At 61.6% G+C, this 1,282-nt stretch carries 1 protein-coding gene; it reads left to right on the forward strand.

The features are described 5' to 3' along the window. Positions 1 to 65 precede the first annotated feature (65 nt). Positions 66 to 1,240, forward strand: a protein-coding gene (locus FFS45_RS41485) for an IS3 family transposase (protein WP_249363141.1) whose coding sequence is annotated in 2 segments (ribosomal slippage) — positions 66 to 324 and positions 324 to 1,240 — 1,176 coding nt in all. Because the reading frame shifts where the segments join, the coding sequence is not laid out codon by codon here. The last annotated feature ends 42 nt before the right edge of the window (positions 1,241 to 1,282 follow it).

Raw genomic sequence — 1,282 nt, forward strand, 5'->3', positions numbered from 1 at the left:
TGTAGTGGCCTAATGAACCTGGACACCTCAAAAGGTAGACTTATAGCCAGACAGAGAGGTGTCAGATGGGAAGACGGGAATTCTCGGAGCAGTTCAAGGAAGATGCGGTCGATCTGGTGCTGCGACAGGGTTACACGGTCACGAAGGCCGCGCGGGCGCTGGGCATTGGCGAGACGGCATTGCGTCGCTGGATGGGCAATCGCCTGCCGCAGGGGGCGGTGACCGAGCCGCCAAAGGCGGGCTCGACGCCCGCCCAGACCCGCATTCAGGAACTGGAAAGGCGGGTGGCTGAACTGGAGCGGGAGCGGGACATTTTAAAAAAGTCCACGGCCTTCTTTGTCAAGGAACTGGATCGCAATACGAAGTGATCCAGCGCGCAGGGAAGGTATATCCAGTAGCGGCTGTTTGCCGGGCTGTGGGGGTAGCGCGCAGCAGTTACTACGCGTGGAAAGTGAGCCGCGCCCGCGCGCACCCGAAGCGGCAGGTGGAGCTGCGTGAAGTGTGTGCAATTCACACGCAGTACGACCACACCTGTGGCAGCCGGCGCATGTCGGAGGAACTGCGCCGACGCGGTCACAATGCGGGACGGCACCGTGCCCGCAGCCTGATGCGCGAAGCCGGCGTGTGTGTCCGCGTGGTGCGCACGCACCAGTATCCGAAGGGCGGCGGAGCAGCGACGCTTGCGCCCAACCTGCTGGACCGCGCGTTCGATGTGGGGATGCCCAATCGGGTATGGGCCGGCGATGTGACGTATGTCTGGACCCAGGAGGGCTGGCTGTACCTGGCGGTCGTGATGGACCTGTTCTCGCGGCGTGTGATCGGATGGGCCTGCTCGGCCTCGCCTGACACAAACCTCGTGATACGGGCGTTGCAACTGGCGCTGGATGCGCGCCGCCCCGCTCCTGGCCTGATGTTCCATTCGGATCAGGGCTGCCAGTACACCAGCCATGTGTTCCGGTACTTCCTCAGCCAGAACGGGATCACGCAGAGCATGAGTCGCAAGGGCAACTGTTGGGACAACGCAGTCGTAGAACGCTTCTTCCGCAGCCTGAAGACCGAACGCGTGAGGCTGCGTCCGTATCGGGACTATGGTGCAGCGAAGACCGATGTCACCGATTACATCGCGACGTTCTACAACCAGCAGCGGTTACATTCGGCGGCTGGCAACATGCCACCTGCCGAATATGAGCTCACCATGCAGAAAAGGTGGAAGGCGGAAAAAGTGTCCAGCATTACTTGACCACTTCATGCCGCCCCGCACAGGGGCAACGCTAATAAACCA

It is taken from the genome of Burkholderia sp. 4M9327F10, from assembly GCF_005503145.1.
Lineage (GTDB): Bacteria > Pseudomonadota > Gammaproteobacteria > Burkholderiales > Burkholderiaceae > Paraburkholderia.